We start from the raw sequence: 23,155 nt of genomic DNA on the forward strand, positions 1-23,155 counted from the left end.
CAAGTGGCGAAGGCCAAGTACGATAAGTCCAAGCCGCATATGAATATCGGCACCATCGGTCACGTCGATCACGGCAAGACCACCCTGACCGCTGCGATCACAAAGGTGCTGGCGGACAAGTACCCGGATCTGAACACGTTTACCCCGTTCGATCAGGTAGATAACGCTCCAGAAGAGCGTCAGCGCGGTATTACGATCAACGTTTCCCATGTTGAGTACCAGACCGAAAAGCGTCATTACGCTCACGTTGACGCCCCTGGCCACGCCGATTACATCAAGAACATGATCACCGGTGCTGCTCAGATGGACGGCGCAATCCTCGTGGTTGCCGCAACTGACGGCCCGATGGCTCAGACTCGCGAGCACGTTCTGCTCGCCCGTCAGGTGGGCGTTCCGGATATCATCGTCGCACTGAACAAGTCCGACATGGTTGAGGACGAGGAGCTCCTCGAGCTCGTCGAGATGGAAGTTCGCGATCTGCTCTCTTCACAGGAGTACGACGGCGACAACATCCCGGTTGTTCGCGTTTCAGCGCTGAAGGCTCTTGAAGGCGATCCTGAGTGGGTTGGCGCAGTTGAAGAGCTGATGAATCAGGTCGACAACTACTTCCCGGATCCGGTTCGCGATCTCGATAAGCCGTTCCTTATGCCTATCGAGGACGTCTTCACGATTACCGGCCGCGGCACTGTCGTGACCGGCCGTGCAGAGCGTGGTCAGCTGAAGCTGAACGAAGAAGTCGAGATCATCGGTCTTCGTCCAACCCAGCGCACCACGGTCACCGGTATCGAGATGTTCCACAAGTCCATGGATACCGCCGATGCCGGCGAAAACTGTGGTCTGCTTCTGCGCGGTACGAAGCGCGAAGATGTCGAGCGCGGCCAGGTTGTGGCTCGCCCCGGCACCATCACGCCTCACACCGATTTCGAGGCTCAGGTCTACATCCTGAAGAAGGAAGAAGGCGGCCGTCACAATCCGTTCTTCTCCAACTACCGCCCGCAGTTCTACTTCCGCACCACGGACGTCACCGGCGTCATCACGCTGCCTGAAGGCACCGAGATGGTTATGCCTGGCGACAACACCGAAATGTCGATTGAGCTCATTCAGCCAATCGCCATGGAAGAGGGCCTCGGCTTTGCTATCCGCGAGGGTGGCCACACGGTCGGTTCAGGCCGCGTCATCAAGATCATCAAGTGATTATCTGATCATCTGATCTGAGCGACTGAGGGGACTCACTGCTAAGCAGTGAGTCCCCTTTTTTGCGCCCATAATGTGTTACGTGGTTCGACGGCCAGGTAGAACGGTTGTGGTCAGTTACCGATGATGTCTGAGTTTGTGCTGCGAGCGAAATATGAAATACGTATGATCGCTTACACCACATCTACTGGGTGCGACCGTCATAGGGCATCACCAGATACCGTGGGGCAAAGATGCTTTACGGGGACATTAGTAAACGCTCATCACGCAGGGCAAGGCTATGTCGAATGAAATCGTGTATGTTCAGCGCGCACTAAACAACAATGCTGCGTTGGCAAGTGACGGTACCTCTCAGTATGTGCTGATTGGCCGGGGAATTGGCTTTCGCGCCAAGGCTGGCGAAAGCCTGCGCTTGGACGAGTCGGAGAAGACGTATCGTCTGCTTGATTCGGTGACCAAGGCCCACTACATCGACATGATCAACCGCGTTGATCTGAAGGTTTTTGACGTTGTTTCAAGCGCAATCGACTTAGCTGGCGATTTGCTTGGTGCATTGGATCTGAGTCTCTACGTCGTACTGGCTGACCATCTCGCGTTTGCGTTGAAACGCCTCCAAAACGGCATTACGATTCGCAATCCGCTTTTGCGAGAGATTAAGTCTGTATTTCCCGATGAGTTCGGTGCTGGCGAACTCATGCTTTCCTACCTGAACGCATCACTCGACCAACAGCTGCCACGAGATGAGGTTGCGTTCATAACGCTTCATCTGAATGCGGCACGGCGTGGTTCGAGCGTTAAAGAACCTCTGCGCGATACCAATGCGGTTTTTCGCTGTTGTGTCTGAGCTTCAGGGGATCGCTGGTCAAGCATTTGCCCAAGGAGACGTATACGAGGATCTCGTTACATTCATCTGGGATGTCCGCGATCGTCTGCACCGAGGTGCATTGCGATCAGTTCCGCTTTCTCAAGCCACAGCAACAGGTATGGCCCGTGAGTGGCAGCTGGCCGGCCGTCTGCTTGACGTATTGGCGAAGCAATTGGGATGCGCGGTTCCAGGATCAGCAGAACGTGCATATATAGCGATGTGGCTGCACGGCTGGCTACAAGATCTTTCGAGAGGCGGCGAGGCGGCAAGTGCCACGGCGCCACTGATGTCCAACCTTCAATCCTCCGAGGCTTCGGAAACCACACCGACTTCGGACAGCGAAGACCATGACGGTCTTCCGGAAGGAAAACTCACATGATGGAATCACTCCAAAAGCTCGGCAAGGCGCTGATGGGCGCCGTTACCGTGATGCCCGTAGCGGCGTTGCTTATGGGTATTGGATATTGGATCGACCCTACTGGGTGGGGTGCAAACAATCTCCTAGCTGCAGTTCTCATTAAGAGCGGCGGCGCTGTCCTTGATAACCTCGGCTACATCTTTGCAGTTGCAATTGCTTTTGGCCTTGCAAAAGACTCCAACGGGGCCGCTGCACTTTCAGGTTTCCTGAGCTTCCAAACGCTCCTAGTGCTGTTGAACGCAGACACCGTGGCTGGATTCAAGAATGTCGATCTGGCGGCACTGGCCACCATGGACCCACAGTCCCAGGAAGTTCTGGATTGGGTTTCCCAAGGTTGGGGTGCTGTTGGCCCTAAGAACGTCCTGTTCGTCATCGCTGCGGGCCTGCTGGCCGCGTGGTGTTACAACAAGTTCCATCGCACCACGTTGCCAGATTTCCTGGCGTTCTTCTCCGGCCGTCGTCTAGTCCCGATTATGGCATCGGTTCTTTCGATCGTTTTGGCTCTGGTGCTGTACTTCGTTTGGCCACTTCTTTACAGCTTGCTCTTCAACTTCGGTGAGTGGATTCAGGGTCTGGGCGCGCTGGGCGCAGGCTTGTACGGCTTCGCGAACCGCCTCCTCATTCCGACGGGTCTCCACCACGCTCTCAACCAAATCTTCTGGTTCGACGTCGTCGGTATCAACGACATCGGCAACTTCCTTGGTGGTTCGGCCACAATTGAAGCAGCCAAGGCCGCAACGGACGCTTCCAGCTGTGCAGGCAACTGGGTCAATGGCACCTGTGAGGTTGTTGGCGTTGTTGGACGGTACCAAGCCGGATTCTTCCCGATCATGATGTTCGGACTCGTGGGCGCCGCTTTGGCAATCTACATGACCGCCGATCCCTCAAAGAAGAAGGTGGTCGGTTCACTCATGGCCGCCGGCGCACTTGCTTCCTTCTTCACCGGCGTGACTGAGCCTCTCGAGTTCTCCTTCATGTTCGTTGCACCAATGTTGTACCTCGTCCACGCAGTCTTGACGGGCATTTCGCTTGCAATTGCGGCTGCAATGCACTGGACCGCTGGATTCGGCTTCTCGGCAGGTTTCGTGGACATGGTGCTCTCCGCGCGCAATCCGCTGGCAAACAAGTGGTACATGTTGCTCGTCATGGGCGTCGTCTACTTCTTCGTGTACTTTGGGATCTTCTACTTCCTCATCAAGAAGTTCAACCTCAAGACTCCAGGACGCGGTGAGGATGAGGAAACCGAGGAGAATGAAGGTGCAATCTTGGCTTCTGACTCTGACTACGCAGTGATGGCTAGCCAGATCCTCAAGGGTCTTGGTGGTAAGGAGGACATTGCAAGCTTGGACTACTGTGCAACGAGACTCCGCGTAGTGGTGGCAGATCCCGCATTGGTTGACGAACCAGAGATCAAGAAGGCTGGCGTCTCAGGCGTGATACGCCCATCGCAAAAGTCTGTACAGGTCATTGTGGGGCCGCAAGTACAGTTTGTGTTTGACGAAGCAACCGCACAGACCAGTTAGTTGAGACATGTTTGGATTTGCTAAGAAGGGCGTGGCGCTTACCGCTCCCGTAGCTGGCGAAGTAATCGGAATTGAGTCTGTACAGGACGATGTCTTTTCGCAGAAGATTCTTGGAGATCGCTTCGGCGTCGTGCCAGAACCGCACAGCGATCAGATGGTGGTCTGTGCACCTGCGCCCGGCACGATCGTTTCGCTGTTCCCCACGGGCCACGCGTTTGGTATTGAGACCGACGACGGACTAGAGATCCTTGTGCACATCGGCCTTGATACGGTTGAGATGAAGGGGGATGGCTTCCAAACACACCTAGCCAAGGGTGCACATGTGGATGCCGGTAGCCCTGTGGTCACAGTTGATCTCGCGAAGGTTCGCGCTGCTGGTTGTGATCCCATCGTGCTCGTTGTTTTGACCAACAAGAATCAGGTCAAGTCCTTGAGACTCGACTTGGTGGCACTTGCCACTAGTGGTTCGAACGTAGCCACAGTTAAGATGGGCTGAACACATCACATCTGAGAACTGAGGGAGCCCCAGAATGTTTGGGGTTCCCTCAGTTCTTAATGAGTGAGGTCCGGGCCACTTTCATTGCTAACAGCTTGCTTGATGGCCCATTGTTTTGGCATACTGAACAAGTTGCCCGATCATGTTCGGGCTGAAGACTTCGTTGATGCGGAAGAGCATCGACGTGAAAAAGGGTTCGTCGTAACCTGCATAGGGCTTGATTTCGTGGTTAGATTCGCGCGACACGCCCGACTGCGGGTACCGGCGATCTCCGCGGTAAAGAGAGGTAGACGACGCCATGGCGGGACAGAAGATCCGCATCCGGCTCAAGTCATATGACCATGAGGTCATTGATAGCGCGGCGAAGAAGCTCGTCGACGAGGTGACGCGTACTGGCGCGACAGTAGTGGGCCCTGTGCCGCTGCCGACGGAGAAGAATGTCTTCTGCGTCATTCGTTCGCCCCATAAGTACAAGGACAGCCGCGAGCATTTCGAAATGCGTACGCACAAGCGGCTGATCGACATCGTCGATCCGACACTGAAGACAATCGATACGCTCCGTCGTCTCGATCTTCCGGCCGATGTCAACGTGGAAATCAAGCTCTGAGGTAACGCACATGAACTCCAAGCAGGTAACTGCCGGTGCGCCCGTCAAGGCGTTGATCGGCACCAAGTTGGGCATGACCCAGCTCTGGGATGAGGCAGGCCGCCTTCTCCCCGTAACGGTTGTCAGCGTTGGCAAGAACGTTGTGACCCAGGTCCGCACACCCGAAGTTGATGGCTACTCTGCCGTTCAGCTCGCATCGGGCGATGTGAAGACCAAGAACGTCACAAAGCCCTTGCAAGGTCATTTTGACAAGGCAGGCGTTACGCCTCGCCGCAAGATCGCTGAAGTCCGCACCACGGACGCAGCTGACTACTCACTCGGTCAGGAACTCGCTGCTGACGTTTTCGAAGCCGGCCAGAAGGTCGACGTCGTTGGCGTTTCAAAGGGCAAGGGTTTCGCCGGCGTTATGAAGCGTCACGGCTTTGCCGGCGTTTCGTCTTCGCACGGTTCACACCGTAACCACCGCAAGCCCGGTTCGATCGGCGCTTGTGCAACTCCGTCCCGCGTGTTCAAGGGTCTGCGCATGGCAGGCCGTATGGGCAACGATCGCGTGACGGTGCAGAACCTTTCCATCCACGCCGTCGATGCTGAGCAGGGTGTCCTGCTGGTGGTTGGCGCAATCCCAGGCGCCAAGGGCGCCTCGGTCGTGGTCCGTACCGCTGTGAAGGGAGCCTGAACATGGCGGAATCCTTCAAAGTAGACGTTCTTGACGTAGCCGGTGCAACAACCGGTGCAGTCGAACTTCCTGCGTCGCTTTTCGACGTCGAGGTCAACATCCCCCTGATTCATCAGGTTGTTGTTGCACAGCTTGCTGCTGCTCGCGCCGGAACCCACTCAACTAAGACACGTGGCCAGGTCTCTGGTGGTGGCAAGAAGCCGTTTAAGCAGAAGGGCACCGGCCGTGCTCGTCAGGGCTCGATCCGCGCTCCACACTTCACTGGTGGCGGCGTTGTTCACGGCCCGCAACCTCGCGATTACTCGCAGCGGACCCCTAAGAAGATGGTTGCCGCTGCTCTGCGTCAGGCACTTTCTGACCGCGCCCGCAATGGTCGTGTTCACGTTGTTCAGGCGTTCCTCGAAGGTGAGACACCTTCGACCAAGACCGCCGTTGCACTGCTGCGCAAGGTTATCGCTGAGCGTTCCGGCCTGATCGTTGTTTCTCGCGAAGATGACCTTTCGGTTCTTTCGCTGCGCAACGCTCCTGAGGCTCACGTTCTGTACGTTGACCAGCTCAACACCTATGACGTCCTCGTTGCCGACGACGTCGTGTTCACCGAGTCGGCTCTGGCCGCCTTTGTGAGCAAGAATGCCAAGGAGGAGAAGTGAGCGAGGTAGCAAACTTCTGGAACAAGGATCCGCATGATGTCATCCTTTCACCGGTGGCATCGGAAAAGTCGGCCATGATGGAAGACGAAGGTAAGTACACGTTCGTCGTCGATCCACGCGCCAACAAGACCGAGATCAAGCAGGCCGTTGAGACCATCTTTGGTGTCAAGGTTGCGTCCGTGAACACCCAGAATCGTCAGGGCAAGACTCGCCGCACCCGCGATGGCATTGGCAAGCGCAAGAACATCAAGCGCGCCATCATCACACTGCGCGAGGGCACCATTGACATCTACGGCGATATCGTCGGCTGACGCCGTACGCCGAGGAAATTTGAGGATCTGAACTCATGGGAATCCGTAAGTACAAGCCGACGACCCCGGGTCGTCGCGGTGCGAGCGTTGCCGACTTCGCTGAGATCACCCGATCGACGCCGGAGAAGTCGCTGCTGCGCCCACTGCCGAAGACAGGCGGTCGCAATAACCTTGGCCGCATCACCACTCGTCACAAGGGTGGCGGCCACAAGCGTCAGTACCGCATCATCGACTTCCGTCGTTGGGACAAGGACGGCGTGCCGGCCAAGGTCGCTCACATCGAGTATGACCCGAACCGCACCGCACGTATCGCGCTGCTGCACTACGCCGATGGCGAGAAGCGCTACATTCTGGCGCCGAAGAACCTTCAGCAGGGTGACACCGTTGAAAACGGTCCAGCAGCTGATATCAAGCCAGGCAACAACCTGCCGCTGAAGAACATCCCAGTTGGTACGACCATCCACTGCGTGGAGCTTCGTCCAGCCGGCGGTGCAAAGATCGCTCGCTCTGCAGGAGTTTCGGTTCAGCTGGTGGCCCGCGAAGGAAAGTACGCCCAGCTGCGTATGCCTTCCGGCGAAATTCGCAACGTCGATGCTCGCTGCCGCGCCTGCGTAGGCGAGGTTGGCAATGCTGAGCAGTCGAACATTAATTGGGGTAAGGCTGGCCGCATGCGCTGGAAGGGCGTTCGCCCAACAGTCCGTGGCGTTGTCATGAACCCAGTTGACCACCCGCACGGTGGTGGCGAGGGCAAGACCTCCGGTGGCCGTCATCCGGTCAGCCCATGGGGCAAGCCTGAAGGCCGTACCCGCCGCCCGAACAAGGCCAGCGACAAGCTCATTGTGCGCCGTCGCAAGACCGGCAACAAGCGCTAAGAGAGGATGAGCTGAATGCCGCGTAGTCTCAAGAAGGGTCCCTTTGTCGACGACCATCTGATGAAGAAGGTTGACGATCAGAACGAAAAGGGCACCAAGAACGTTATCAAGACCTGGTCACGTCGGTCGGTCATTACCCCCGACTTCCTAGGTCACACCTTTGCCGTGCACGACGGCCGCAAGCATGTACCGGTGTTCGTCACCGAGTCCATGGTGGGCCACAAGCTCGGGGAGTTCGCCCCGACCCGCACATTCCGCGGGCACGAGAAGGACGACCGCAAGGGCCGCCGCCGCTGAGGCGCAGCCTGAAGAGCAGAGAGAGTAAGGCTAGAACATGGAAGCCAAGGCGCAGGCGCGTTTCTTGCGTGTTACGCCTCAGAAGGCCCGTCGCGTTGTGGATGTTATCCGCGGCAAGCGAGCCACTGAGGTCCTCGACGTGCTTCGGTACGCACCACAGGGGGCTGCAGAGCCCGTCCTGAAGATTGTTGAGTCCGCGATTGCCAATGCCCGCTATGCAGCGGATCAGGCTGGCGAGCGTTTCGACGAGGGTGACCTCTTCATCACGGCAGCGTTTGCCGATGAAGGCCCCACGATGAAGCGCATTCAGCCCCGTGCACAAGGGCGCGCAAACCGTATCCTCAAGCGTACGAGCCACATCACCGTAGTTGTCAGCGACCAAAAGGTTGCTGCAGGATCGAAGAGGAGGACCCGTTAATGGGCCAGAAGGTCAATCCAACTGGGTTCCGACTCGGAATTACGACCGACCACCGCTCCAAGTGGTTTGCTGATTCGTCCAAGCCAGGTCAGCGTTATTCTGACTTCGTTTCAGAAGACGTTCAGATCCGCAGGATGATCGATAAGACCCTCGAACGTGCTGGGATTTCCCGCGTGAACATCGAACGCCGCGCTGAGCGCGTCGTCGTCGATATCCACACGGCTCGTCCGGGCATCGTCATTGGGCGTCGCGGCGCAGAGGCTGATCGCCTCCGCGCTGATCTCGAGAAGCTGACTGGTAAGGCCATTCAGCTGAACATCCTTGAGGTCAAGAACCCAGAAGCAGACGCACAACTGGTCGCACAGGGCATCGCAGAACAGCTCGCTTCGCGAGTTTCATTCCGCCGTGCAATGCGCAAGGGAATTCAGTCCGCAGAGCGCGCCGGCGTCAAGGGCATTCGTGTCCAGTGCGCAGGTCGCCTCGGTGGAGCGGAAATGTCCCGCTCAGAGTTTTACCGCGAAGGGCGTGTGCCGCTGCACACGCTGCGCGCGAACATTGATTACGGCTTCTACGAGGCCCGCACGACCTTTGGGCGCATTGGCGTCAAGGTGTGGATCTACCGCGGTGATGTCACCGATACGGAGTACTACCGCACTTTGGCCGAAGCACCTCGTGGGCGTGGCCGTGGTGAACGCGGCGACCGCCGTGGACGCCGCGGTGACCGCCGTGGCCAGCAGCAGACTGCTCCGCAGACTACAGCTGCTCCAGCCGCAGAGCCGGCCACCTCAGGAACGGAGGCCTGACACATGCTGATTCCACGTCGTACAAAGTGGCGCAAGCAGCATCGCCCAACCCGTAGCGGAATGTCGAAGGGCGGCACGCAGCTGGCCTTCGGCGACTACGGTATCCAGGCACTCGAGCCAGCTTACGTGACTAACCGTCAGATTGAAGCAGCTCGTATTGCCATGACTCGTCACGTCAAGCGTGGCGGCAAGATCTGGATCAACATTTTCCCAGATCGTCCGCTTACGAAGAAGGCTCTCGGCCTCCGTATGGGTTCCGGAAAGGGCCCAGTGGAGACTTGGGTTGCTAACGTGAAGCCCGGTCGTATTATGTTCGAAATCAGCGGCGTCGATGAGGCACTTGCCCGTGAAGCAATGCTCCGCGCCCAGCACAAGCTGCCGATGAAGACTCGCTTCGTCGCTCGTGAGGAAGGTGAATGATGGCCAAGGGATTGACCACCGAAGACCTCGACGCCATGACTGACGTTGAACTCCTCGAGAAGCTCAAGGAGTCCAAGCAGGAGCTGTTCAACCTGCGGTTCTCCGCGGTGACCCACCGCCTCGAGGACAGCGGCAGGCTTCAGCAGGTCCGCCGCGATATCGCACGTATTTACACTGTTAAGCGCGAGCGCGAGCTCAATATCCGCACCGCCCCTGCGGCCGAGAAGTGAGGTTAAAGTGAGCGAGCAGAACACTGAGACGCGCAACTACCGCAAGGTGCAGCGCGGATACGTCGTTAGCGACAAGATGGACAAGACAGTCATCGTAGAGGTTGAGGATCGCCGCAAGCATCCGCTCTACGGCAAGGTCATTACGCACACTCGTCGCGTGAAGGCCCACGACGAGCTGAACGAAGTTCACGTCGGCGATCTTGTCCGCATCATGGAGACCCGCCCGTTGAGCGCGACCAAGCATTACCGCGTGGTCGAGATCGTCGAAAAGGCCAAGTGACCTCGCAGGCCACTCCACAGACCCCATCCGTTCGGCAAGGCTCAGAACTCGAGAACCGGCACGACGACAGGAGAAATCACAAATGATCCAGCAGGAGACGCGGCTCAATGTCGCCGACAACACGGGCGCAAAGGAAATTCTTTGCATCCGCGTTCTCGGTGGATCCGGCCGACGCTACGCCGGAATTGGCGACACGATCGTCGGAACCGTCAAGGATGCAATTCCTGGCGGAAATGTTAAGAAGGGCGACGTGGTCAAGGCCGTCGTCGTCCGTACAAGGAAAGAGATTCGTCGTCCGGATGGCTCGTACATCCGTTTTGACGAAAACGCAGCTGTTCTTCTTAAGAACGACGGCGAGCCCCGCGGAACCCGTATCTTCGGCCCCGTTGGTCGCGAGCTTCGTGACAAGAAGTTCATGCGCATTATCTCGCTCGCACCGGAGGTGATCTGATGGCGAAGATCAAGAAGGACGACCTCGTTCAGGTTATCGCTGGTCGCGATAAGGGCATGCAAGGCCGTGTCCTCTCGGTGGATACCAGAAACAACCGCGTGGTTGTGGAAGGCGTTCAGCGAGTCAAGAAGCACGTGAAGGTCGGCCAGACCTCTCGTGGTGGCACAACTGGTGGTATCGAAACCGTCGAGGCTCCGATCCATATTTCGAACGTCGCACTTGTCGGTCCCGACAAGAAGCCGATTCGAGTTGGCTACCGTGAGGTCGAGGTTGAGCGTGATGGTCGTAAGAAGCTCGTTCGTGAGCGCATCGGCCGTCGTGGTGGGAAGGAGATCGAGCTGTGAGTGAAGTCGTTGCTCCCCGTCTGAAGGCGAAGTACAGCTCGGAGATCATCTCCGCGCTCGAGGCCGAGTTCAGCCACTCAAACCCGAACAACGTTGCAAAGCTCGAGAAGATCGTAGTGAACATGGGCGTCGGCGACGCCGCCCGTGACTCAAAGGTTCTCGATGGCGCAATTGCGGACATGACGGCCATTACTGGTCAGAAGCCGCAGATCACCAAGGCAAAGAAGTCGATCGCTCAGTTCAAGCTGCGCGAAGGCCAGGCCATTGGCTGCCACGTCACCCTTCGTGGTGACCGCATGTGGGAGTTCTTGGATCGTCTTCTGTCTACCGCACTGCCACGGATCCGCGATTTCCGCGGGCTTTCACCAAAGCAGTTTGATGGTCACGGCAACTACACCTTCGGCTTGACCGAGCAGACGGTGTTCCACGAGATCAACCAGGACAAGATTGATCGTGTCCGCGGCATGGACATCACGGTCGTCACCACGGCCAACGATGATGCAGAAGGTCGTTTCCTTCTGCGTCAACTCGGATTCCCGTTCAAGGAGGCCTGAGAATGGCAAAGACCGCTCTCAAGGAAAAGGCCGCAGGCAAGCAGAAGTTTGCTGTTCGCGCCTACACCCGTTGCAACCGCTGCGGCCGTCCACATTCGGTGTACCGCAAGTTCGGCCTGTGCCGGATTTGCCTGCGGGAGATGGCCCATCGCGGCGAGCTCCCCGGTGTCACCAAGTCCAGCTGGTAAGCACTACGTCGTAGGTCCGAAAGGGAAACCGCGGCGAGGAAGGGCTATCGCCCAATGTCAATGACTGACCCAATTGCAGACATGCTTACGCGTCTGCGCAACGCCAATTCGGCGTACCACGAGACGGTCTCTATGCCGTTCTCGAAGCTCAAGCTGAGCATTGCAACCATTCTCGAACGTGAGGGCTACATTGGTGGCTACACGGTTGAGGAAGCAACAGTGGGCAAGACGCTCACTTTGCAGCTCAAGTTTGGCTCTAACCGCGAGCGTGCGCTTGCCGGTGTTCGTCGCGTCTCGAAGCCTGGTCTTCGTGTTTACGCGAAGTCGACAAATCTGCCTAGGGTTCTCGGCGGCCTCGGCGTGGCAATTCTGTCCACGTCCTCAGGTCTGCTCACGGACCGCGAGGCTAAGGACAAGGGCGTTGGCGGGGAAGTCCTCGCCTACGTCTGGTGACGGGAGGAGATTACACAATGTCACGTATTGGCAGGCTTCCCGTTGAGATCCCAGCAGGCGTCGAAGTAATTATCGATGGTCAGCAGGTTTCCGTGAAGGGACCGAAGGGCACGCTTTCGCATGTCGTCGCTGATCCTATTTCCGCAAAGGTGGAAGACGGCTTCGTGCTGGTCACCCGCCCCAATGATGATCGCATTGCGCGTTCGCTCCATGGCTTGAGCCGCACGCTCATTGCCAACATGATTGAAGGCGTGACCAAGGGTTACACCAAGGCTCTGGAGATCGTTGGAACCGGTTACCGCGTCGTCGCAAAGGGTCAGGACCTCGAGTTCTCCCTGGGCTACTCGCACACGATTCTGGTTGAGGCTCCCGAAGGTATTTCCTTCGAGGTGCAGGCACCCACTCGTTTCACCGTGAATGGTATTAACAAGCAGCAGGTTGGCGAAATTGCCGCTAGCATCCGCAAGCTGCGCAAGCCCGAACCTTACAAGGGCAAGGGTGTTCGCTACGCTGACGAGGTTGTTCGTCGCAAGGCCGGAAAGGCTGGTAAGTGATGGCTGTCACTGTCAAGGGCAAGGGCAAGTTCGTTGCACGTACGCGTCGCCACTTCCGTCTTCGCAAGAAGATCGCTGGCACAGCCGCGCGTCCTCGTCTGGTTGTAACCCGCTCAAACCGTCACATGGTGGCTCAGGTCATCGACGATGGTGCAGGTCGCACGCTTGCTTCAGCATCGACGCTCGAATCCGAGCTGCGCGGTGTTGAAGGCAAGAAGGTTGACAAGGCGCGCAAGGTTGGCGAACTTGTCGCCCAGCGCGCCCTCGAAGCCGGCGTCACCGCTGTGGTCTTTGACCGCGGCGGCAACCAGTACCACGGCCGTGTGGCCGCTGTGGCCGAAGGCGCCCGCGAGTCCGGGCTGACCCTGTGAGTCCGCGAGAGCGAGAAGAGGTTTAACAGATGGCTGCACAGCAGCGAGGACGGGCTGGAAACGGCCCCGAAGAGAACGACCGCGAGCAGCGCGGTGGCCGTCGCGACAACCGTCGTGGCGAACGCCGTGAGCGCCGCACCGAGGAGAAGTCCGCTTACATTGAGCGCGTCGTCTCCATCAATCGAGTCGCTAAGACCGTCAAGGGCGGTCGTCGCATGTCCTTCACCGCACTTGTTGTGGTTGGAGACGGCAACGGCACCGTCGGCGTAGGTTACGGCAAGGCTCGCGAAGTACCAGCAGCTATTGCAAAGGGCACTGAAGAAGCCAAGAAGAACTTCTTCCGCGTTCCTCGCATTGGCACATCGATTCCACACCTCGTTCAGGGTGAGGATGCCGCGGGCGTCGTCCTGCTCCGTCCCGCCGCACCAGGTACCGGCGTTATCGCGGGTGGCCCGGTTCGCGCCATCATGGAGTGCGCAGGCATCCATGATGTCCTGAGCAAGTCGCTGGGATCTTCGAACGCAATCAACATCGTGCATGCAACCGTTGCAGCTCTCAAGGGACTTGAGCAGCCTGAAGCAGTCGCGGCTCGCCGTGGTCTACCGCTTGAGCGGGTCGCCCCTGAGTCGATGCTGCGCGCACGCGCCAAGGCAGATGCCAAGGAGCGCGCGAAGAAGGAAGCTGAAGCAACCGAAGCAGAGAATTCGGCTGCTGCCGCAGGAGTTGGTGCATGATGGCACAGCTCAAGATCACTCAAATTAGGTCCACCGTTGGTGGAAAGCAGAATCAGAAGGATACCCTTCGCACGCTCGGTCTACGCCGTATTGGCCAGTCTGTTGTTCGCGAGGATCGTCCTGAGGTTGTCGGCGCTATTCGTACCGTCGCCCACCTCGTAACCGTGGAGGAGGTTGACTGATGGCCGAAGAGAAGTCTGAGACCGCTCAGGTCCTCAAGGTCCATGATCTGCGTCCTGCCCCCGGTGCCAAGAAGGCCAAGACCCGTGTTGGTCGTGGTGAAGGCTCCAAGGGTAAGACCGCAGGGCGCGGCACCAAGGGTACAAAGGCTCGTTACCAGGTCCCGGTACGCTTCGAAGGTGGCCAAATGCCACTTCACATGCGCTTGCCGAAGCTCCGTGGTTTCAAGAACCCATTCCGTGTGGAATACCAAGTCGTTAACGTGGATGCGCTTTCTGAGCTCTTCCCCGAAGGTGGCTCGGTTACAGTCGAGGATCTAGTTGCCAAGGGCGCTGTTCGCGACAACTGCCTCGTGAAGGTTCTCGGCCAAGGCGACCTGACGGTCAAGCTCGACATCACTGTTGACGCTTGGTCGAATTCAGCCAAGACGAAGATCGAGGCCGCTGGCGGAACCATTGCCGCCCGCTAATTGATCGAGGGGAGGGCCCTCACGGCGTCACGCTGTGGGGGCCTTCGTCTACTATTAAACTTGGATTTCGCCCTGACGTACCTGTGAACGGTATAGTGGTCGGGGTTAGACAGGGCCTGTGCCCACGGATTACAACTCATCCGCATCAGCGGGCGCGTTCCGCATCATTTGGAGGAACCTTGATCAAGGCGTTTGCAGCAGCCTTCCGGACACCTGATTTGAGGCGCAAGCTTCTTTTCACCATGTTCATTATGGTGATCTATCGCTTGGGAACATTCATTCCGGCACCCTTCGTGTCGATCAAGAATGTCAACGAGTGTATGACCCAATCGGGTACCGGCGATTTCCTCTCGATGATCAACATGTTCTCAGGTGGGGCAATGCTCCAGCTGTCGGTGTTCTCGCTTGGCATCATGCCCTACATCACAGCTTCCATCATCATTCAGTTGATGCGCGTTGTCATTCCTCGCTTCGAAGAGCTGCATAAGGAAGGCCAGACCGGCAACGCAAAGCTGACTGAATACACCCGCTACCTAACAATCGGATTGGGCGTCCTGCAGAGTTCTGTAGTGGTCTCCGTGGCGAACACCAACCTGTTCACAACATGCTCGGTTGATCCGATTCCGGATGCGAACCCACTCGTCTACGTGCTGGCAATTCTCGCAATGACTGCGGGCACCGGCCTGATTATGTGGCTTGCGGAACTTATCACTGAGAACGGTGTCGGCAACGGTATGTCGATCCTCATCTTCACCGGTATCTGCGCCAACTTCCCGAGCATGCTCGCAAACGTTGTTAAGTCCAACGGTGGTTTTGGCAACGCAATTCTCGTGATCGCAATGTTCTTGCTCATCACAGTCGTGGTGGTCTTCGTTGAGCAAAGCCAGCGTCGCATTCCAGTGCAGTACGCGAAGCGCGTCGTAGGACGCCGCACCTTCGGCGGTTCTACCACCTACCTGCCCATCAAGATCAACATGGCGAACGTCATTCCGGTTATCTTCGCCTCTTCGATTCTCATGATTCCTGGCATGGCTGCTTCATTTGGCGATGCTGAGTCCGGCTGGGTGACATTTATCAATCGGTACCTTTCGTCAGGGTCTGCGGCATACCTGACGTTGTACGCTCTACTTATCATCTTCTTCGCGTTCTTCTACACGTCGATCACGTTCGACACTGAAGAAGTTGCAGACAACATGAAGCGCTACGGTGGCTTTATCCCGGGTATCCGCGCGGGCAAGCCCACCGCCGACTACCTCAGGTACGTATCCAACCGCATCACGTGGGTTGGTGCGTTCTATCTGGCAGTGGTTGCCCTAGTTCCCACGATCATGTTCTCCCGGATGGGAATCATGGGTGGCAGCTTCGGCGGCACGTCCATCATGATTTTGGTGGGCGTCGGGCTTCAAACAGTTAAGGATATTGACGCTCAGCTTCAGCAGCGTCACTATGACGGGTTCCTGCGCTAAAGAGGAACCCGCCGGCGCTTAGTGCCGGTGGAAGGAAGTTTCTCGTGTCATACCGTCTTCTCCTCGTTGGCCCTCCAGGTGCTGGTAAGGGAACTCAAGCCGAGCTCTTGTGTGAGGCTCTGGATATTCCTGCAGTTTCCACAGGTGCGATTTTCCGGGCACATGCGGCCGCAAACGATGAGCTTGGCCAGTTGGCCGCATCCTATACGGCAAAGGGCGAACTGGTACCTGACGAAGTCACTAACCGCATGGTTGATGCTCGCCTAGATGAGTCAGACGTAGCGGGTGGATTCCTACTCGATGGCTATCCGCGCAATGTGGAACAGGTTGCTGCGTTGGATGGGCTCTTGGCCAAGCGCGGCATTGCCCTAGATGCGGTTGTACTTCTCGTTGCCGACGACGACGTCGTCGCCAAGCGTTTGTTGGGACGCGCGGCAGAGCAGGGGCGTGCGGACGATACAGAGGATGTTATTCGTCATCGAATCTCGCTATATCACCAGACCACACAACCACTCATTGACGTCTACCGCGAACGCGGCCTCGTAGTGGAGGTTGACGGTATGGGAACTGTGGAGGATGTCTCCACAAGTATTCGCGCTGCTCTCGATAGCTTCATCGGCTGATGGGACACCAGGACATTCAGCTTAAGTCCGACGACCAGATACGGCTGATGCGCAAAGCGGGCCTGATCGTGGCGGATATTCACGCTGCTATCCGCAAGGCAGTTCGCCCGGGTGTGACCACCAAGGACATGGACAACGTAGCGCTGAGCGTTTTGGATGCTGCTGGCGCTAAGTCCAATTTCTTTGGGTACTACGACTACCCTGGGCAAATCTGCGTGTCTGTGAACGAAGTGATCGTGCACGGAATTCCCGGTGAACGCGTGCTAGAGCCAGGGGATCTTGTCTCTTTCGATTGCGGAGCAGTACGTGATGGCTGGCATGGAGATGCCGCGTTTTCCGTTGTGCTGCCCGGGGGAGACCCTGAGGTTCGCAAGCGCCGGGAGCGGCTGAGCTCCCTGACGGAAGAATCCATGTGGCGCGGTATTGCTCAGATGGCTCTGGGTTCACGTGTCGGTGATATTGGGCGTGCGATTGACGACTTCGTCGTCGGGCTTCCAGGAGAACAACTGGGGATCGTCGAAGAATACGTTGGTCACGGCATCGGAACGGCCATGCACATGGAACCAGATGTGCCGAACTTCAGGACCCGGTCGCGCGGCGCGAAGTTCAAGGCGGGAATGGTGTTGTGCGTTGAGCCGATGCTTACTGCTGGCAGCCAAGAGAATGTCACGTTGGAAGACGATTGGACCGTTGTGACTCTCGATGGCTCTGATGCTTGCCATTGGGAACACGAGGTTGCCATTCATAGCAAAGGAATCTGGGTTCTCACAGCGCCTGATGGTGGAACCGCGGGCTTAGCTCCCTATGGAGTGGTGCCGGTCCCATTGGACTGAGCGCTCTGCTATCAGGTCGGACGGAAGCGGGGGCTACTACGGCCGGTCCCATTGGACTGAGCGCTCTGTTGAAAAGCGAGCTTGGGCTCACTGCCAATCAAGATTGCGGGCCGCGCGCTCAATGGTAGGCCAGTGGATTGCCTCCCGCCTATTCAGGCCGGTTGGCCTGACAACTGAACAACTCTCGAATGCTCCAGCGGCGGTGCCGTTGGAGCATTCGTCACCGTTGGAGCATTCGTCACCGAAGGTGATCAGTTCCACCACGACCTCGGGTTTCGTAATGGGCTGCGAATGGGTAGTATTGACCTTTGGTACGTCCTGCCCCCGGGCACGTGTACCCCGGTCCCAGACAACCCGGTTCGGGAGCGGTTTTACTGTTAGCGAGGGTTATGGCGAAGAAGGATGGCGTCATCGAGGTTGAAGGAGTTGTCGTAGAGGCACTCCCGAACGCGATGTTTCGTGTAGAGATGGAGAACGGGCACGTGGTGCTTGCGCACATCTCTGGCAAGATACGTCAGCACTACATCAAGATCCTTCCTGAGGACCGCGTGGTTGTGGAGCTGACGCCCTACGACCTGTCCCGCGGACGGATCGTGTACCGCTATAAGTGAGCCCCGATTTGCTAGCGCCGTTCGCGGCGATAGCCGGCCGGCAAAAGAAAGTACGACAATGAAGGTCAAGCCCAGCGTTAAGAGGATCTGCGACAAGTGCAAGGTAATTCGCCGGCACGGTCGCGTTATGGTCATCTGCGAAAACCCGCGGCACAAGCAGCGTCAGGGCTAATCTGACGCGGCGGGATTTCCCGCTTACCCAAACACTGCTCACATGCCCCCGGTCCGAAGGCCGAGGCTTCACGGTGAGACTCGTGGAGAAACGCAGTGTTCGATACCTTCGGAACAACATCAGGAGCTAAGAAATTGGCACGTCTCTCTGGCGTAGACCTCCCTCGCGAAAAGCGAGTTGAGATCGCGCTTACCTATATCTACGGTATTGGCCGCACTCGTGCGACAGAGACCTTGGCTGCAACGGGTGTCAACCCCGATACGCGCGTCAAGGATCTGACGGAAGAGGATCTGGTCAACCTCAAGAATCACATCGACGAGAACTACAAGGTCGAAGGAGACCTGCGCCGCGAGGTTCAGGCCGACATTCGTCGCAAGATTGAGATCGGCTGCTACCAGGGCATTCGCCATCGTCGCGGACTGCCGGTTCACGGTCAGCGCACCAAGACCAACGCACGCACCCGCAAGGGCCCGAAGCGCACCGTCGCTGGCAAGAAGAAGGCCAAGTAAGGCCTTCTCGTCGATAGTTCGAGAGAAGAAAGTAGATCATGCCCGCTAAGACTCGTCAGGCTGCCTCTGGCACCCGTCGTCCGCGCCGCAAAGAGCGCCGGAACATCGCTGTTGGACAGGCGCACATCAAGTCCACATTCAACAACACCATCGTTTCCATCACGGATCCAACAGGTGCTGTCATCGCTTCTTGCTCCTCCGGTCAGGTTGGCTTCAAGGGTTCACGTAAATCCACCCCTTACGCCGCACAGCTTGCCGCTGAGAACGCTGCCCGCCATGCAATGGATCAGGGTATGAAGAAGGTTGACGTCTTCGTCAAGGGCCCGGGTTCTGGTCGCGAGACCGCAATCCGCTCGCTCACGGCATCCGGTCTGGAAGTCACTTCGATCTCCGATGTGACTCCTCAGGCGCACAACGGTTGCCGCCCGCCGAAGCGCCGCCGCGTTTGACCTCAGCGGTCTAGACCGCATCCCAGAGTAGGTTCGCCTGCTCGCCCCTCGCGCAGCCAGATAGAGGGCTGCCGGGATTTGGATGGGTGTCAAATAGTGGGCACCCGCTGAAAGGAAAGAATCGTGCTTATTGCACAGCGTCCTGTCCTCACAGAGGAGCAGGTTTCAGAGAATCGTTCGCGCTTTGTCCTCGAGCCGCTCGAGCCAGGCTTCGGCTACACGCTCGGCAACTCAATGCGCCGCACGTTGCTCTCGTCCATTCCGGGCGCAGCAGTTACGTCGGTTCGTATTGATGGTGTTCTCCATGAGTTCTCCACCATTGCGGGCGTCAAGGAAGATGTTGCCGAAATCATCTTGAACCTCAAGGAACTCGTTGTCTCCTCAGAGAATGACGAACCCGTCCTCATGTACCTGCGCAAGCAGGGACCATGCGAGGTAACCGCAGCGGATATCACTCCGCCTGCGGGCGTTGAGATCCACAACCCCGATCTTCACATTGCCACTCTCAACGAGAAGGGCAAGATTGAGGTCGATCTGACGGTGGAACGTGGCCGTGGCTATGTTTCCGCTCTTCAGAACAAAGGTGCAGAAGACGAAATCGGTCGCATTCCGATTGACTCGATCTACTCCCCGGTTCTCAAGGTGTCCTACAAGGTCGAGGCAACCCGTGTTGAGCAGCGCACCGACTTTGACAAGCTGATCGTTGACGTTGAGACCAAGCCGTCCACCACGCCGCGTGACGCGCTTGCCTCAGCAGGTAAGACGCTTGTTGAGCTGTTCGGACTGTGCGTCGATCTGAATGAAGAGGCCGAAGGTATCGAGATTGGTCCTGCGCCAGTTGTCGAAACCCAGTCCTCGGATCTCCAGCGTCCGATTACGATTCTGAGCCTCCCGGCCCGCTCGCAGAACTGCCTGCAGCGCGAGGGCATTCACACCATTGGTGAACTCATCCAGCGTTCAGAGGCTGATCTCCTCGACATCCGTAATTTCGGAGCCAAGTCGATCGAAGATGTGAAGGTTGAGCTTGCGAAGCTTGACCTGCGCCTCAAGGACTCGCCGGCTGGCTACCTCTCCACTTACGGAGATGACAGCTACACGATGCAGTTCAGCGACGACTTGCAGGCCTGAGGGCCGCACTTAATAGGAGACAAGACACATGCCCAAGCCCAAGAAGGGCGCGCGCCTCGGCGGCTCTGCCGCTCATCAGCGCCTTATCATCGCGAACCTTTGCAAGGAACTCATCCACCACAAGTCGATTACCACGACTGAGTCCCGCGCGAAGACCGTCCAGCCTTACATGGACAAGCTCATCACGAAGGCCAAGAAGGGTGACACGGCAGCACGCCGCGAAGCTCTCAAGGTTGTGCGCGATCGTGAAACCGCCTACATCCTCTTCGAGGAACTCGCACCTCTGTTCGCAGAGCGCGAGGGTGGCTACACTCGCGTGACCAAGATCGGCAACCGTAAGGGCGACAACGCCTCTATGGCCGTCATCTCCCTCGTGACTGAGAAGGTTTCCCCGAAGCAGGCAGTAGTTGCCGAAGCAGAGAAGGCCGCCAAGGCTGCCGCTGCTGCGACGGTTGAGCCTGAGGCAGAGGAAGTAGTCGAAGCCGAAGAAGTAGTCGAAGCCGAAGAAGTAGTCGAAGCCGAAGGCGCCGACGCTTCCGTGGAAGAGGCTGCTGACGAGAAGTGAAAACTTCGTTAGCTTGAAAGGGTGCCCGGTTCATTCGAACCGGGCACCCTTTGCTTATGGGTTCTGTACTACTCGGCGCCACGCCCGGCCAGAGCCCACGCCCGCACGCCACCGTTCATGCCAGCGGCATTGGGTATGAACGTCACGTTCTCAGGAAATTGCTCGCGTATCGCTGGCCGAATGCGTGCTGAGTTTCCCCCTCCGAGGTAGAGCCGGTCCCATCTGAACACAGGCCAGAGCGTATCTACAGCCTTCAAAACTCGCCTTGACCAAGCCGAATCGCCCAATCGGATTCGTTCGGCCTCTCCAATGTAGTCATCGTAGGTGAGGCCCCACCGCAACGGCGCATGTGAGATCTCTAGGTGAGGGGAGAGTTGGCCCTCATCGATGAGTGCATTGCCGAGCCCAGTGCCAAGTGTGATGACCAACTCGGAACCCTGGCCTGAAACCACACCCGCGGCAGCGACTTCGGCGTCGTTCAAAACGAGGGCAGGCACTCCAAAGGACGTTGTTAGGCGCCCTTCAATATCGAGGTGGTCCCAGGCATCGGCTAGCTCAGGAAGTATGCGGGTATGCGGCCCAGCCTTGCGAATGTAATGGGGCGTGTACACAACAACGCCATGACGAATCATGCCAGGTATGCCCATGGTGATGCGATCGAATGATCCGAGTTGTTCCGCGTGGGAGGCAACAATTCCAAGCAAGTCTTCAGGAGGAAGTGGGTATCGCAGCGGTGTGCGAATGGCGTTGCCCAACTGGAAGCCGCCCGCGTCAAGGAGGCAGCTCTTGATTCCGCCACCGCCGCAATCAACTGCGAGGGTGCGTGGGTTTGGCTTGGGACCACCGGCAGGCGTGTGGGAAACTGCGTTCATGAGTTCGACCGTATCGCATCTGATCCGTTTGAGGCTCGACCTCGCCTACGATGGTTCGCAGTTTCATGGGTGGGCCGCCCAACCCGGTCTCAGAACCGTGGAGGGGCGTCTGACAGAGGCGCTGAGCACGATTCTGCGTGAGGATGTGGCACTGACTGTTGCGGGGCGCACGGACGCCGGTGTGCACGCACGTGGCCAAGTGGCTCATATGGACATCTCTGCGTCTGCTTTCACGAGTTTGCCCGGCAGATCCACGCGGAGCCCAGAAGAGGCCCTTCGCGTGCGCCTTTCGGCACTCCTCGCACGTGACGCGGACGGGCCCAAGGGGTCTAGCGACGTCGTCGTACACTCAATAACCCGCGCACCGGAGGGCTTTGATGCCCGGTTTTCCGCGCTATCACGAAGCTACACGTATCGAATCTGCGACGATCCTGACCAGTTCGATCCACTGCGGCGCAGGGATGTGCTCTGGGTTCCCGATCAGCTCGATGTGGAGGCCATGAACCGGTCAGCCATTCCATTGTTGGGTGAACACGACTTCATTTCCTATTGCAAGCCACGCGACGGGGCGACGACGATTCGCACCCTTCAGAGGTTGGGGGCAGTGCGTAACGAAGGGATTATCGAAGTTACGGCCCAAGCGGACGCATTCTGCCATTCTATGGTGCGCACACTCGTGGGAACCCTCATGCGTGTGGGCGATGGTAGCCAATCGGAGGCATGGCCAGCACAGCGCTTGATCGAACGATCACGAGACGGACAAGTGGTGGTGGCGCCACCTCATCCACTCACGTTGGAGCGGGTCACTTACCCTGATCACACCGAGTTGGCTGCGCGGGCCCTCCAGACTCGTGCGGTTCGGTGCCTAGAGTGTTAGCCCGACATGAAGCATTGTTCCGGGAGGTTGGATTCACTGAACGTGCACTCACTCACAGCGCTGTACATTCTTTGACCGGAGTAGTGCTGGCAAGTATGATTGTCAAATGTTGTGCACGCTGTACGCATGGCGCCTTCCCACTCGCCGGTACAGTGTCCAACAATTGATCAACTTATCCTGGGCGCCGCACGCTTCAATCGCGGCGACCGACACGAGAAACGAAGGCTACGCCCGTGCGCACGTATTCACCGAAGCCCGGCGACGTCGAGCCAAAGTGGTATCTCATTGATGCCACCGATGTCGTCCTTGGCCGACTGGCAGCTCAGGTTGCCACCCTGCTCCGTGGGAAGCATAAGCCGACCTTTGCACCGAACGCAGATAATGGCGATTTTGTCATTATCATCAACGCCGACAAGGTCGCGTTGACTGGAAGCAAGCGTGAACAGAAGTTCGCGTATCACCATTCTGGCTTCCCGGGCGGTTTGAAGGCTACTAGCTACACTGAGCTGCTCGCTTCCAATCCAGAGCGCGCCGTCGAGAAGGCTGTTGCGGGAATGCTCCCAAAGAACACCCTTGGCCGCAAGCAGATCACCAAGCTCAAGGTCTACGCAGGTGCTGAGCACCCGCACAAGGCCCAGCAAGCCGAAGTGTTCGAGCTCAAGAAGATTGCTCAGTGAGCACCCGGAACAGGA

General features: G+C 57.8%; 39 protein-coding genes. 37 read left to right on the forward strand and 2 right to left on the reverse strand.

The genetic code is table 11. The features are described from left to right. Positions 1-3 precede the first annotated feature (3 nt). The 5 genes from tuf (at position 4) to H2O17_RS02905 (ending at position 4,496) form a co-directional block, all read left to right on the forward strand. Entirely contained in the window at positions 4-1,194 is a 1,191-nt protein-coding gene (gene tuf, locus H2O17_RS02885; RefSeq protein ID WP_182050250.1) for an elongation factor Tu, read from the forward strand. Positions 1,195-1,474: 280 nt separating this feature from the next. Then, entirely contained in the window at positions 1,475-2,038 is a 564-nt protein-coding gene (locus H2O17_RS02890) for a PRD domain-containing protein (RefSeq protein WP_182050251.1), read from the forward strand. Next, a complete protein-coding gene (locus tag H2O17_RS02895; RefSeq protein ID WP_182050252.1) occupies positions 2,031-2,438 on the forward strand; it encodes a hypothetical protein in 408 nt (135 codons plus the stop codon). Before H2O17_RS02890 ends, H2O17_RS02895 begins: the two co-directional genes overlap by 8 nt. Next, a complete protein-coding gene (nagE, locus tag H2O17_RS02900; protein ID WP_182050253.1) occupies positions 2,435-4,000 on the forward strand; it encodes an N-acetylglucosamine-specific PTS transporter subunit IIBC in 1,566 nt (521 codons plus the stop codon). Before H2O17_RS02895 ends, nagE begins: the two co-directional genes overlap by 4 nt. A gap of 7 nt (positions 4,001-4,007) precedes the next feature. Continuing rightward, complete coding sequence (locus H2O17_RS02905) at positions 4,008-4,496, forward strand: PTS sugar transporter subunit IIA (protein WP_182050254.1); 489 nt, start codon at positions 4,008-4,010, stop codon at positions 4,494-4,496. 87 nt (positions 4,497-4,583) lie between these two features. Here H2O17_RS02905 and H2O17_RS02910 read toward each other — a convergent pair whose 3' ends face one another. After that, a complete protein-coding gene (locus H2O17_RS02910) occupies positions 4,584-4,796 on the reverse strand; it encodes a hypothetical protein (protein ID WP_182050255.1) in 213 nt (70 codons plus the stop codon). Between H2O17_RS02910 and rpsJ the strand changes: the two genes are divergently transcribed. The 30 genes from rpsJ to rplQ all read left to right on the forward strand — a co-directional run bounded on the left by rpsJ (position 4,795) and on the right by rplQ (position 20,714). Then, positions 4,795-5,103 carry a 30S ribosomal protein S10 gene (gene rpsJ / locus H2O17_RS02915; RefSeq protein ID WP_021602637.1) on the forward strand — a complete coding sequence of 103 codons (309 nt, stop codon included), beginning with the start codon at positions 4,795-4,797 and terminating at the stop codon, positions 5,101-5,103. The genes H2O17_RS02910 and rpsJ overlap by 2 nt on opposite strands. A gap of 10 nt (positions 5,104-5,113) precedes the next feature. Further along, positions 5,114-5,779, forward strand: coding sequence for a 50S ribosomal protein L3 (gene rplC, locus H2O17_RS02920; RefSeq protein ID WP_182050256.1), 666 nt, complete (start codon positions 5,114-5,116; stop codon positions 5,777-5,779). Between the two features lie 2 nt (positions 5,780-5,781). Next, the gene (rplD, locus tag H2O17_RS02925) at positions 5,782-6,429 is read left to right on the forward strand and encodes a 50S ribosomal protein L4 (protein ID WP_182050257.1); all 648 of its coding nucleotides are present in this window, start codon (positions 5,782-5,784) and stop codon (positions 6,427-6,429) included. Further along, positions 6,426-6,740: a 50S ribosomal protein L23 gene (gene rplW / locus H2O17_RS02930; protein ID WP_182050258.1), complete on the forward strand. Its 315-nt coding sequence runs from the start codon at positions 6,426-6,428 to the stop codon at positions 6,738-6,740. The genes rplD and rplW overlap by 4 nt, the downstream gene beginning before the upstream one ends. A gap of 35 nt (positions 6,741-6,775) precedes the next feature. Then, positions 6,776-7,612 carry a 50S ribosomal protein L2 gene (rplB, locus tag H2O17_RS02935; protein WP_182050259.1) on the forward strand — a complete coding sequence of 279 codons (837 nt, stop codon included), beginning with the start codon at positions 6,776-6,778 and terminating at the stop codon, positions 7,610-7,612. Between the two features lie 15 nt (positions 7,613-7,627). Further along, on the forward strand, positions 7,628-7,909 hold the full coding sequence (gene rpsS, locus H2O17_RS02940; protein ID WP_182050260.1) for a 30S ribosomal protein S19: 282 nt from the start codon (positions 7,628-7,630) through the stop codon (positions 7,907-7,909). 37 nt (positions 7,910-7,946) lie between these two features. Beyond that, the gene (gene rplV / locus H2O17_RS02945) at positions 7,947-8,327 is read left to right on the forward strand and encodes a 50S ribosomal protein L22 (RefSeq protein ID WP_182050261.1); all 381 of its coding nucleotides are present in this window, start codon (positions 7,947-7,949) and stop codon (positions 8,325-8,327) included. Beyond that, positions 8,327-9,130 carry a 30S ribosomal protein S3 gene (gene rpsC, locus H2O17_RS02950; RefSeq protein ID WP_182050262.1) on the forward strand — a complete coding sequence of 268 codons (804 nt, stop codon included), beginning with the start codon at positions 8,327-8,329 and terminating at the stop codon, positions 9,128-9,130. The genes rplV and rpsC overlap by 1 nt, the downstream gene beginning before the upstream one ends. 3 nt (positions 9,131-9,133) lie before the next feature. Further along, entirely contained in the window at positions 9,134-9,550 is a 417-nt protein-coding gene (rplP, locus tag H2O17_RS02955) for a 50S ribosomal protein L16 (RefSeq protein WP_182050263.1), read from the forward strand. Then, positions 9,547-9,780: a 50S ribosomal protein L29 gene (rpmC, locus tag H2O17_RS02960; protein ID WP_394367337.1), complete on the forward strand. Its 234-nt coding sequence runs from the start codon at positions 9,547-9,549 to the stop codon at positions 9,778-9,780. The genes rplP and rpmC overlap by 4 nt, the downstream gene beginning before the upstream one ends. Positions 9,781-9,787: 7 nt before the next feature. Continuing rightward, positions 9,788-10,060, forward strand: coding sequence for a 30S ribosomal protein S17 (rpsQ, locus tag H2O17_RS02965; RefSeq protein WP_182050264.1), 273 nt, complete (start codon positions 9,788-9,790; stop codon positions 10,058-10,060). An 82-nt stretch (positions 10,061-10,142) separates the two neighbouring features. Continuing rightward, positions 10,143-10,511: a 50S ribosomal protein L14 gene (gene rplN / locus H2O17_RS02970; RefSeq protein WP_182050265.1), complete on the forward strand. Its 369-nt coding sequence runs from the start codon at positions 10,143-10,145 to the stop codon at positions 10,509-10,511. Further along, positions 10,511-10,855, forward strand: a complete 345-nt coding sequence (rplX, locus tag H2O17_RS02975) for a 50S ribosomal protein L24 (protein WP_182050266.1) — start codon at positions 10,511-10,513, stop codon at positions 10,853-10,855. Before rplN ends, rplX begins: the two co-directional genes overlap by 1 nt. Continuing rightward, positions 10,852-11,409: a 50S ribosomal protein L5 gene (gene rplE, locus H2O17_RS02980; protein WP_182050267.1), complete on the forward strand. Its 558-nt coding sequence runs from the start codon at positions 10,852-10,854 to the stop codon at positions 11,407-11,409. Before rplX ends, rplE begins: the two co-directional genes overlap by 4 nt. 2 nt (positions 11,410-11,411) lie before the next feature. Beyond that, entirely contained in the window at positions 11,412-11,597 is a 186-nt protein-coding gene (locus tag H2O17_RS02985) for a type Z 30S ribosomal protein S14 (protein WP_182050268.1), read from the forward strand. Positions 11,598-11,651: 54 nt separating this feature from the next. Beyond that, positions 11,652-12,050: a 30S ribosomal protein S8 gene (gene rpsH / locus H2O17_RS02990; protein WP_182050269.1), complete on the forward strand. Its 399-nt coding sequence runs from the start codon at positions 11,652-11,654 to the stop codon at positions 12,048-12,050. 17 nt (positions 12,051-12,067) lie between these two features. After that, entirely contained in the window at positions 12,068-12,604 is a 537-nt protein-coding gene (rplF, locus tag H2O17_RS02995) for a 50S ribosomal protein L6 (RefSeq protein WP_182050270.1), read from the forward strand. Then, positions 12,604-12,975, forward strand: a complete 372-nt coding sequence (rplR, locus tag H2O17_RS03000; RefSeq protein ID WP_182050271.1) for a 50S ribosomal protein L18 — start codon at positions 12,604-12,606, stop codon at positions 12,973-12,975. The genes rplF and rplR overlap by 1 nt, the downstream gene beginning before the upstream one ends. 29 nt (positions 12,976-13,004) lie before the next feature. Beyond that, positions 13,005-13,709: a 30S ribosomal protein S5 gene (rpsE, locus tag H2O17_RS03005; protein WP_182050272.1), complete on the forward strand. Its 705-nt coding sequence runs from the start codon at positions 13,005-13,007 to the stop codon at positions 13,707-13,709. Continuing rightward, entirely contained in the window at positions 13,709-13,891 is a 183-nt protein-coding gene (gene rpmD / locus H2O17_RS03010) for a 50S ribosomal protein L30 (protein ID WP_182050924.1), read from the forward strand. Before rpsE ends, rpmD begins: the two co-directional genes overlap by 1 nt. Further along, entirely contained in the window at positions 13,891-14,358 is a 468-nt protein-coding gene (gene rplO, locus H2O17_RS03015; RefSeq protein ID WP_182050273.1) for a 50S ribosomal protein L15, read from the forward strand. The genes rpmD and rplO overlap by 1 nt, the downstream gene beginning before the upstream one ends. Before the next feature lie 179 nt (positions 14,359-14,537). Continuing rightward, positions 14,538-15,824 carry a preprotein translocase subunit SecY gene (gene secY, locus H2O17_RS03020; protein WP_182050274.1) on the forward strand — a complete coding sequence of 429 codons (1,287 nt, stop codon included), beginning with the start codon at positions 14,538-14,540 and terminating at the stop codon, positions 15,822-15,824. A gap of 44 nt (positions 15,825-15,868) precedes the next feature. Beyond that, entirely contained in the window at positions 15,869-16,447 is a 579-nt protein-coding gene (locus tag H2O17_RS03025) for an adenylate kinase (RefSeq protein WP_182050275.1), read from the forward strand. Further along, the gene (map, locus tag H2O17_RS03030) at positions 16,447-17,280 is read left to right on the forward strand and encodes a type I methionyl aminopeptidase (protein WP_182050276.1); all 834 of its coding nucleotides are present in this window, start codon (positions 16,447-16,449) and stop codon (positions 17,278-17,280) included. The genes H2O17_RS03025 and map overlap by 1 nt, the downstream gene beginning before the upstream one ends. Before the next feature lie 389 nt (positions 17,281-17,669). Continuing rightward, positions 17,670-17,891 (forward strand): translation initiation factor IF-1, encoded by a 222-nt coding sequence (gene infA, locus H2O17_RS03035; protein WP_182050277.1) that lies wholly within the window; start codon positions 17,670-17,672, stop codon positions 17,889-17,891. Positions 17,892-17,949: 58 nt separating this feature from the next. Next, positions 17,950-18,063: a 50S ribosomal protein L36 gene (gene rpmJ / locus H2O17_RS03040; protein ID WP_108715249.1), complete on the forward strand. Its 114-nt coding sequence runs from the start codon at positions 17,950-17,952 to the stop codon at positions 18,061-18,063. A gap of 134 nt (positions 18,064-18,197) precedes the next feature. Further along, positions 18,198-18,572, forward strand: coding sequence for a 30S ribosomal protein S13 (rpsM, locus tag H2O17_RS03045; protein ID WP_182050278.1), 375 nt, complete (start codon positions 18,198-18,200; stop codon positions 18,570-18,572). 38 nt (positions 18,573-18,610) lie between these two features. Next, positions 18,611-19,021, forward strand: coding sequence for a 30S ribosomal protein S11 (gene rpsK, locus H2O17_RS03050; RefSeq protein WP_182050279.1), 411 nt, complete (start codon positions 18,611-18,613; stop codon positions 19,019-19,021). Between the two features lie 123 nt (positions 19,022-19,144). Next, on the forward strand, positions 19,145-20,149 hold the full coding sequence (locus tag H2O17_RS03055; protein WP_182050280.1) for a DNA-directed RNA polymerase subunit alpha: 1,005 nt from the start codon (positions 19,145-19,147) through the stop codon (positions 20,147-20,149). A gap of 28 nt (positions 20,150-20,177) precedes the next feature. Then, complete coding sequence (rplQ, locus tag H2O17_RS03060; RefSeq protein WP_182050281.1) at positions 20,178-20,714, forward strand: 50S ribosomal protein L17; 537 nt, start codon at positions 20,178-20,180, stop codon at positions 20,712-20,714. Between the two features lie 68 nt (positions 20,715-20,782). Here rplQ and H2O17_RS03065 read toward each other — a convergent pair whose 3' ends face one another. Continuing rightward, on the reverse strand, positions 20,783-21,586 hold the full coding sequence (locus H2O17_RS03065) for an ROK family protein (RefSeq protein ID WP_182050282.1): 804 nt from the start codon (positions 21,584-21,586) through the stop codon (positions 20,783-20,785). Here H2O17_RS03065 and truA point away from each other — a divergent pair. Further along, on the forward strand, positions 21,585-22,463 hold the full coding sequence (gene truA / locus H2O17_RS03070) for a tRNA pseudouridine(38-40) synthase TruA (protein WP_182050283.1): 879 nt from the start codon (positions 21,585-21,587) through the stop codon (positions 22,461-22,463). The genes H2O17_RS03065 and truA overlap by 2 nt on opposite strands. Positions 22,464-22,696: 233 nt before the next feature. Further along, positions 22,697-23,140, forward strand: a complete 444-nt coding sequence (rplM, locus tag H2O17_RS03075; protein ID WP_182050284.1) for a 50S ribosomal protein L13 — start codon at positions 22,697-22,699, stop codon at positions 23,138-23,140. Positions 23,141-23,155 lie beyond the last annotated feature (15 nt).

This window comes from Changpingibacter yushuensis, assembly GCF_014041995.1.
Taxonomy (GTDB): Bacteria; Actinomycetota; Actinomycetes; order Actinomycetales; family Actinomycetaceae; genus Changpingibacter; species Changpingibacter yushuensis.

Excerpts from the sequence above, each read along its gene's own strand:
- rpmC (WP_394367337.1), top strand. The coding sequence starts at position 9,547 with ATGATGGCCAAGGGATTGACCACCGAAGACCTCGACGCCATGACTGAC.
- rplP (WP_182050263.1), top strand. The coding sequence starts at position 9,134 with ATGCTGATTCCACGTCGTACAAAGTGGCGCAAGCAGCATCGCCCAACC.
- rplX (WP_182050266.1), top strand. The coding sequence starts at position 10,511 with ATGGCGAAGATCAAGAAGGACGACCTCGTTCAGGTTATCGCTGGTCGC.
- rplR (WP_182050271.1), top strand. The coding sequence starts at position 12,604 with ATGGCTGTCACTGTCAAGGGCAAGGGCAAGTTCGTTGCACGTACGCGT.
- rpmD (WP_182050924.1), top strand. The coding sequence starts at position 13,709 with ATGGCACAGCTCAAGATCACTCAAATTAGGTCCACCGTTGGTGGAAAG.
- rplB (WP_182050259.1), top strand. The coding sequence starts at position 6,776 with ATGGGAATCCGTAAGTACAAGCCGACGACCCCGGGTCGTCGCGGTGCG.
- rpsK (WP_182050279.1), top strand. The coding sequence starts at position 18,611 with ATGCCCGCTAAGACTCGTCAGGCTGCCTCTGGCACCCGTCGTCCGCGC.
- rpmJ (WP_108715249.1), top strand. The coding sequence starts at position 17,950 with ATGAAGGTCAAGCCCAGCGTTAAGAGGATCTGCGACAAGTGCAAGGTA.
- rplQ (WP_182050281.1), top strand. The coding sequence starts at position 20,178 with ATGCCCAAGCCCAAGAAGGGCGCGCGCCTCGGCGGCTCTGCCGCTCAT.
- H2O17_RS03065 (WP_182050282.1), bottom strand. The coding sequence starts at position 21,586 with ATGAACGCAGTTTCCCACACGCCTGCCGGTGGTCCCAAGCCAAACCCA.
- H2O17_RS02985 (WP_182050268.1), top strand. The coding sequence starts at position 11,412 with ATGGCAAAGACCGCTCTCAAGGAAAAGGCCGCAGGCAAGCAGAAGTTT.
- rpsH (WP_182050269.1), top strand. The coding sequence starts at position 11,652 with ATGTCAATGACTGACCCAATTGCAGACATGCTTACGCGTCTGCGCAAC.
- H2O17_RS02910 (WP_182050255.1), bottom strand. The coding sequence starts at position 4,796 with ATGGCGTCGTCTACCTCTCTTTACCGCGGAGATCGCCGGTACCCGCAG.
- nagE (WP_182050253.1), top strand. The coding sequence starts at position 2,435 with ATGATGGAATCACTCCAAAAGCTCGGCAAGGCGCTGATGGGCGCCGTT.
- H2O17_RS02890 (WP_182050251.1), top strand. The coding sequence starts at position 1,475 with ATGTCGAATGAAATCGTGTATGTTCAGCGCGCACTAAACAACAATGCT.
- rpsS (WP_182050260.1), top strand. The coding sequence starts at position 7,628 with ATGCCGCGTAGTCTCAAGAAGGGTCCCTTTGTCGACGACCATCTGATG.
- rplV (WP_182050261.1), top strand. The coding sequence starts at position 7,947 with ATGGAAGCCAAGGCGCAGGCGCGTTTCTTGCGTGTTACGCCTCAGAAG.
- rplF (WP_182050270.1), top strand. The coding sequence starts at position 12,068 with ATGTCACGTATTGGCAGGCTTCCCGTTGAGATCCCAGCAGGCGTCGAA.
- rpsJ (WP_021602637.1), top strand. The coding sequence starts at position 4,795 with ATGGCGGGACAGAAGATCCGCATCCGGCTCAAGTCATATGACCATGAG.
- rplC (WP_182050256.1), top strand. The coding sequence starts at position 5,114 with ATGAACTCCAAGCAGGTAACTGCCGGTGCGCCCGTCAAGGCGTTGATC.
- H2O17_RS02905 (WP_182050254.1), top strand. The coding sequence starts at position 4,008 with ATGTTTGGATTTGCTAAGAAGGGCGTGGCGCTTACCGCTCCCGTAGCT.
- rplD (WP_182050257.1), top strand. The coding sequence starts at position 5,782 with ATGGCGGAATCCTTCAAAGTAGACGTTCTTGACGTAGCCGGTGCAACA.
- infA (WP_182050277.1), top strand. The coding sequence starts at position 17,670 with ATGGCGAAGAAGGATGGCGTCATCGAGGTTGAAGGAGTTGTCGTAGAG.
- rpsE (WP_182050272.1), top strand. The coding sequence starts at position 13,005 with ATGGCTGCACAGCAGCGAGGACGGGCTGGAAACGGCCCCGAAGAGAAC.
- rpsC (WP_182050262.1), top strand. The coding sequence starts at position 8,327 with ATGGGCCAGAAGGTCAATCCAACTGGGTTCCGACTCGGAATTACGACC.
- rplN (WP_182050265.1), top strand. The coding sequence starts at position 10,143 with ATGATCCAGCAGGAGACGCGGCTCAATGTCGCCGACAACACGGGCGCA.
- map (WP_182050276.1), top strand. The coding sequence starts at position 16,447 with ATGGGACACCAGGACATTCAGCTTAAGTCCGACGACCAGATACGGCTG.
- rplO (WP_182050273.1), top strand. The coding sequence starts at position 13,891 with ATGGCCGAAGAGAAGTCTGAGACCGCTCAGGTCCTCAAGGTCCATGAT.
- truA (WP_182050283.1), top strand. The coding sequence starts at position 21,585 with ATGAGTTCGACCGTATCGCATCTGATCCGTTTGAGGCTCGACCTCGCC.